6 protein-coding genes and 1 pseudogene are annotated in these 6,153 nt (G+C 42.5%); 5 read left to right on the forward strand and 2 right to left on the reverse strand.

Annotated elements, in window-relative coordinates; all coding sequences use genetic code 11:
* The 4 genes and pseudogenes from ACE1CM_RS29340 to ACE1CM_RS29355 all read left to right on the forward strand — a co-directional run.
* A pseudogene (locus ACE1CM_RS29340) lies at positions 1 to 414 on the forward strand (phenolic acid decarboxylase); the annotation flags it as partial.
* 377 nt (positions 415 to 791) lie between these two features.
* A complete protein-coding gene (locus ACE1CM_RS29345; protein WP_374882385.1) occupies positions 792 to 1,247 on the forward strand; it encodes a hypothetical protein in 456 nt (151 codons plus the stop codon).
* Positions 1,248 to 1,479: 232 nt separating this feature from the next.
* Positions 1,480 to 3,108, forward strand: a complete 1,629-nt coding sequence (hutH, locus tag ACE1CM_RS29350; protein ID WP_374882386.1) for a histidine ammonia-lyase — start codon at positions 1,480 to 1,482, stop codon at positions 3,106 to 3,108.
* Positions 3,109 to 3,213: 105 nt separating this feature from the next.
* Entirely contained in the window at positions 3,214 to 4,551 is a 1,338-nt protein-coding gene (locus tag ACE1CM_RS29355) for a cytochrome P450 (protein ID WP_374882387.1), read from the forward strand.
* On the opposite strand, the gene ACE1CM_RS29360 is transcribed toward ACE1CM_RS29355, so the two are convergent.
* Both ACE1CM_RS29360 and ACE1CM_RS29365 read right to left on the reverse strand, forming a co-directional pair.
* Positions 4,532 to 4,687: a hypothetical protein gene (locus ACE1CM_RS29360; protein WP_374882389.1), complete on the reverse strand. Its 156-nt coding sequence runs from the start codon at positions 4,685 to 4,687 to the stop codon at positions 4,532 to 4,534. The two genes, ACE1CM_RS29355 and ACE1CM_RS29360, sit on opposite strands and share 20 nt — an antisense overlap.
* Positions 4,688 to 4,934: 247 nt before the next feature.
* Entirely contained in the window at positions 4,935 to 5,219 is a 285-nt protein-coding gene (locus ACE1CM_RS29365; RefSeq protein WP_374882390.1) for a hypothetical protein, read from the reverse strand.
* Between the two features lie 472 nt (positions 5,220 to 5,691).
* On the opposite strand from ACE1CM_RS29365, the gene ACE1CM_RS29370 reads away from it, so the two are divergent.
* A partial coding sequence (locus tag ACE1CM_RS29370) for a beta-propeller domain-containing protein (protein WP_374882391.1) occupies positions 5,692 to 6,153 on the forward strand: 462 nt, incomplete at its 3' end.

The raw sequence follows: 6,153 nt of genomic DNA on the forward strand, positions 1-6,153 counted from the left end.
AAGAACGCCAGAACCATAGAGTATCGAATCCACAGTGGGATGGTCGGCGGGCGGTGGGTCAAAAGTCAGCAAGCAAATATTGTCAGGTTGTCGGATGATATCTTCCGGATTTCGTGGGATGAACCAACTGGAACTTGCGTCAGTCTTGCCTTTATATTAAACGCTCGTCAGGTTCATGGGGTAGCCTTCTTCCCCGCATGGATTGTGGAAAATCCCCAGTTAACTGTCTGTTTTCAGAATCAGCATGAAGATGAGATGTATCGTTATCGCGATGCTGGTCCAACCTATCCCAAACTCGTAATCGATGAGTTTGCATCTATTACCTTTCAGGAAGATGTTGGCCCAGATAGGGAAGATATTATTGCCTGCTCTCCAGAACAACTACCGGAAAATTACGCTTCTAGACGCAATTGAGATGGTAAGCGACGTTGGGTGGAACCGTTTGATTTACAACCAGAATCTGAAAAGGTATTTTTCTATTTTCTATTTTAAAATCCAGAATGTAAAGCTCGATGTTTTTGCTTTATTATATGTAGCAAATTAAACATCCAGGAATTACGCAAAGAAACCGGGTTTCTATGAAAAATCGTCGCGGGAGAAACTCAATATCCACGCAGAAACAAAGGTGATAGGATCGTCGTGCGTAAGTCCTGACATCTTAAAATAACTTTAATAAAAAATTTATTTTTCTTAATATATTTATTTGCATACCTATGTGATAATTGTTGGGGTTAACGCATTCCTTAATCTATTGCTAGAGGGTAAGCATAACTACTAAAAATGAGGGTTTGTTGTGGTTATTTAAAGAAAAATACACCTTTGGCAAACAGCCAAGTATTGAAGCTTATCATGGTTACTTGAAGTCGGTTCTCATTTGTGCCAATGGAGACGGTACATTAGCCCCTGAAGAAAGAGACTGGGTCGTTGGGCTTGCATCTGCTTTTGGCGCACCAGACTCATTAGTGGAGGCACTCAAAACTTACAAAGCTGATGAAGATATCGAGCAGGTGATTGGTGATGCTCCAGAGGCAACTGGTTCACGGCGTTATCTTGTTTACGATGCAATTAAAGCTTGCAGTGCTGATGGAGAATATAGTGACCCGGAACGGGCAAAGGTACACAAAATGGCAGCCAAACTGGGTGTTTCTCAAGATGTGGTTCAACAAATTGAAGAAATCTGTCTCGCAGAAGCCAAACTATGGAAGAAAAGACAGCAACTGATGTATCCGGAGGGGGCACCTATCTAGCCATTTCTTATACTAAAAACGACACAGCAACAGTCTGAAGAATTCTCTATACACGAGGTTGCAGAGACTCATTATTCGGCGTTGCTAATTGATAGGATGAACTTTGTTTGACGCCAAAACGCAAAGAATTAATCATTTAGTCTTGTGTCTGGGTCAAAAATATTGATTCATCCCGTATTTATGCAACGCCGATTCTGGCACACAAAAGTTTGAATCAAGGGGAGGAAAATAGATGAAAGTTAGCTTAGGTGGTTGTTTAACCATAGATCAGGTTACACAGGTCGCTCGCAACGGTGTACAGATAGATATAACCAATCAAAGTGATATTTTGCAAGGTGTGCAAGCATCCTGCGATTACATTAACAAAGCAGTGGCAGCTGGTCAGCCAATATATGGTGTAACCAGTGGTTTTGGTGGAATGGCTAATGTTGTTATCTCACCTGAACTGGCAAGTCAATTACAGAACAATCTGGTTCGATATCATAAGGTTGGTGCAGGGCAGAGATTACCTCTAGCAGATGTACGAGCTGCAATACTTTTGCGGGCTAACTCTCACTTGAAAGGAGTGTCTGGTATTCGATTTGAGGTGATTCAACGCATGGCGTTTTTTTTAAATGCTGGTGTCACTCCCTACGTTTATGAGCTTGGAAGTATTGGTGCTAGCGGTGATTTAACTCCATTGGCTTATATTACAGGAGCATTGTTTGGACTCAATAGCAGTTATAAAGTTGACTTTAATGGTGAAGAGATAGATGCTCTAACAGCACTAAAGCGGCTGGGATTACCACGATTGCAACTCCAGCCCAAAGAAGCGCTAGCTATGATGAACGGTACTTCAGTAATGACAGGAATCGCAAGTAACTCTGTATATGATGCACGAGCAGGGCTGGCATTGACAATGGGTATTCATGCACTATTGATTCAGGGCTTGAATGGAACAAATCAGTCATTTCACCCATTTATTCATCAGTGTAAACCTCAAGTTGGTCAGATTTGGGCAGCTTCTTGCATGTTGGAATTATTGCAAGGATCGAGCTTAATCCGTAATGAATTAGACGGTTCTCATGACTATCGGGGGAACCAACCGATTCAAGATCGTTATTCACTCCGTTGTTTGCCGCAGTATATAGGTCCCATTATGGAGGGAATCAAGTATATTTATAGCCAAATAGAAGTGGAAATTAATTCAGTTACCGATAACCCATTGATTGATGTTGCTAACGAAGCAATTTATCACGGTGGCAATTTTCTTGGGCAATATGTAGGAATGGCGATGGATCAGTTGCGCTACTATATTGGGCTGTTAGCTAAACACCTTGATACACAAATAGCCCTTTTAGTAGCACCAGAATTTAGTAATGGACTCCCAGCTTCTTTAGTTGGTAATACTGAGCGTCTAGTTAATATGGGACTCAAGGGGCTACAAATCACTGGAAACTCCATCATGCCTCTGTTGACCTTTTATGGAAACTCAATTGTCGATCGCTTTCCGACTCATGCTGAACAGTTCAACCAGAACATTAATAGCCAAGGATTTAATTCAGCAAATTTAGCTCGTCGTTCGATTGAACTTTTTCAGCAATATCTGGCGCTGGCATTGATGTTTGGAGTCCAAGCAGTTGATCTAAGAACCTATTTGGTTGCCGGTCATTACAATGCCACTGAGTGTTTATCACCCGAAACTAAAAAATTGTATGTGGCTGTGCGAGAAGTTGTTGGAAAACCTCCTTCACCCCATTATCCCTACATCTGGAATGATGACGAGCAATTTCTTGATGAACATATTGCTCTAATTGCTCATGACATTTCAATAGGTGGTCAAATCGTGCAAGCCGTCAACGAAATTAAATCGAGTTTTTAGATTTATTAACAAGGAAATTATACCATCTTTCCTAGTCTATATCCAGATGTCAAAGCTTGTCCTCCAGTAAATGCTGAATTGTTGAATACTTAATCAATTATGCTCATGAATCAAGAGGTATTTAATTTACCTGGACCTGGGAAAGAATCCGTAGTTGATACACTGGCTAACCTCAACGAAGATAAATTGGCTTTTTTAACCAAATGCTCTCGTGAATATGGGGATGTTGTACCGCTGCAAGTGGGTATAAACCAAGTTCTATTACTCAACTGTCCTAGCTATATCGAGCAAGTTGCAAAAGATCGATCTCTGTTTGTTAGAGGTCCGCATGTGCGTACTGCCTTGCAAAGGCTACTTGGTGAAGGGATATTTCTGAAGGAGGGAGAATCCTGGTTTCATCAACGACGCATTACTCAACAAGTCTTTTACCATCAGCACATTACCACCTATGGTGAAACTATAGTAGCTTATACTGAACGCTTGCTCAATCGTTGGCAAGATGGTGAAATCCGTAACGTTCAGCCAGATATGATGCGCCTCACTTTAGACATTATATGGAAAGTAATCTTCAACGATGAGTTAACTGAGGAAGAGGCTCAAGATATAGGTTACATTTTAGGAATATCTACGAGATTGTTTGAGAGTAAAGACCAAGAAGGATTTAACGATCAGCAGTTAGCAACCCAGAACCTGCGTTACGAGCGTATTCTGGAACAGATGGATCGATATATTTATTCTCTGATCCAGCGGCGACGGCAAAGCGGTGAAGAGTCAGGCGACCTGCTTTCGATGCTGATGCAAGTTCGCGATGAAGATAATAATAGTCAAATGAGCGATAAGCAACTGCGAGACGAAGTAGTGACTTTATTGTTTGCAGGACAAGAAGCTCTAGCTGTCGTTTTGTCTTGGACTTTAATTCTGCTATCGCTACACCCAGAAGTACAAACCAAGTTACTCACAGAGTTAAACGAGGTATTAGGCGATCGCTGTCCTTCAGTTGCTGACATACCATACTTGTGCTATACCAAATCGATAATTAAGGAGGCAATGCGGCTTTATCCACCTGTAGCAGTTATGCCTCGTATAGCTATTCAAGATTACGAAATTGGTGGTTACAAAGTACCAGCAGGATGCACAGTTTTAATAAGTGCATGGACAATGCATCGACACCCGCGTTACTTTGAAGATCCAGACAAATTTGATCCCGATCGCTGGGATAACGATTTAGAAAAGCGGTTACCTAGAGGAGTATATTTACCCTTTGGCAATGGTCCGCGCATTTGCATCGGTAAGAGTTTTGCAGAAATGGAAATGGTGTTGATTATCGCAACTATTGCTCAAAAATACCAACTCACATTAGTGCCAGATTTTCAGATCGTATTATGGGCAACGATCACACTTCGCTCAAAACTAGGCGTTCCAGTTAAGTTGGAAAAGAAATAGTGCTGCTGTTGCCCTCACTGGTGCTTTGGGTCAAACGAACTTTCAGCTTCAACTCTGGTGCGTGGTTCCAGGTCGTAATCGGAAATTCCAGGTCTGCATTGCGATCGCCATTCAGGTAGTCCTGCGTCTTACTCAAAGCGAATACAGCTAACTATTTATTATACCGAAATTTTCCGTCTATTCAACCTCTAGCTTACGGTTCGCTCATTTGGAAAAGAGTTAGGGAAATTGAACTTTAGTCGCCATTTATTGGAAGCCGATAATTTTTGTTGGTCAGCAAAATTATCGGCCTCCGGTAATCAAACAGCTTGAGCGAGAGGAAGCGAAGATAGATAAATAATTCAGCTCCTTGGCAAACGGATTCGATATTAGGAGTCATTCTTCTAGAGAGCGCGTATTTCCTTTAAAGAGTTGAGATGACGCTTCATCTCAACTAATTGCCGTTTTAGGACCCGATACTTGCTGGCGGGAATTAGTGAATCTTTTTGGCGATTCACGACAGCTTCTATTGGCAATACGCGAAAACTAAGCCGATTATTCAATTGAGAATTATGAGGTGAAGTGGTTATTGCTTCCACTTGGGTAATTTCTACAGTTTTTTCAGGAAAGCGCTGGCGAATATTGACGGAAAAAATTCCGCCAATGTTAGTGGAATTTCCCAGTTGCACGGCGATAAAATTCCCCAAGGAATAAATGGCAACTCTGGTGCTTAATTTTCCATCTTTCCCCCGGAATTTGAAGATTTGGTAAGGTTGAACTACATGGGGATGAGGTCAGCTGGCAAAGGTAGTCATGTAAATTCACTAGCCCAAGGCTGGATTATAGAAAAAACAAGGGAAAAACCTGTAGTTGCCCCCCTGGAGGGGCAACTGCAGATGAACTGGCATTTTGGCAACACAGGTTGGGCTAATCAAATTAGACTGATGAAACCTAGATTCTTGCCTAGTCAAAAAATTAACAGGACTTACGCAAAGAAACAAGGGGCGATCCGAGAAATCGTTGGTTTAGCAACTATAGATTGACTCTTCACCTTTGTTTCTGGCAACGCCCTTGCGTAAGTCCTCATTAAGAAACATTGGCTCAAAACCTCCCCAGAGTTTTGTCCATACAACTAGCTGGATTAAGCCAAGGAGAAACAAGATGATTGCAAACAGTCAATCGCCAACAATTGAGAAATTTAAATCCGAGTCAGAATTAAAATCGTACTTGGTCGAGGATGCGCTGACGAAGTACTCGAGTTTGTTCGGTCAGAAGACAGGTGGTATTTGGTCCAAATTCGACTCCATGATCCATACTGACGTGATGGCGACAGCGGATGCGACGGACTCAAATAGCTTCACAGTGGTGACAGGGACAACGGCGGCATCTGAGTCCTTCGCCCGGCTCACCTCAGCGACAGGGGAATCGGACTCCGTCGGGTTCAGCTCAACAAAAACCCAAGAGCAGGGGGTGGACGAGGCGGACCTGGTGGAAACCGACGGCAAGTTCATTTACGAGGTGGCAGGTCAGACTTTAACGATAGTCGATGCGCGCAATTCGCAACAGCTCAACATTGCCTCGCAAACAGATTTAAGCTCTCTGGGCTACATCGAGGGAGCCTAC

The organism is Microseira sp. BLCC-F43 (assembly GCF_041929235.1).
Taxonomy (GTDB): Bacteria; Cyanobacteriota; Cyanobacteriia; order Cyanobacteriales; family Aerosakkonemataceae; genus Microseira.